This window comes from Achromobacter sp. SIMBA_011, from assembly GCF_046535435.1.
GTDB classification, from domain to species: Bacteria; Pseudomonadota; Gammaproteobacteria; order Burkholderiales; family Burkholderiaceae_B; genus Achromobacter; species Achromobacter dolens.
This window is the reverse complement of record NZ_JAWRWN010000336.1, coordinates 1-278: the sequence shown is the minus strand read 5'-3', so window position 1 is coordinate 278 and position 278 is coordinate 1. Positions and strand designations below refer to the sequence as shown.

The 278-nt window shown below is 66.5% G+C and carries 1 protein-coding gene; it reads left to right on the top strand.

The annotated features are described in order from the left end of the window. Nucleotides 1-278: hypothetical protein (locus SB816_RS31200; RefSeq protein WP_410548140.1), on the top strand; the 278-nt coding region annotated here is incomplete at both ends.

Below are 278 nucleotides of genomic sequence, written 5' to 3'. Positions count from 1 at the left end.
ATCCGCGAGCATCTCGACAAGGAGCTGCGCCTCGCCGAGCGCGGCGTGAAGGTGCTGTCGCTGTTCTTCGTTGACTCGGTCGAGCGCTATCGCCGCTACGACGAGAACGGTACGCCCGTCAAAGGCGACTACGCGCTGATCTTCGAAGAGGAATATGCGCGCGCCGCGCGGGTGCCGGCCTATCGCGCGCTGTTCGACGGCGTCGACATCGCCCGCGAGGTCGAGCGCGCGCACAACGGCTACTTCTCGATCGACCGCAAGGGCGGCTGGACCGACAC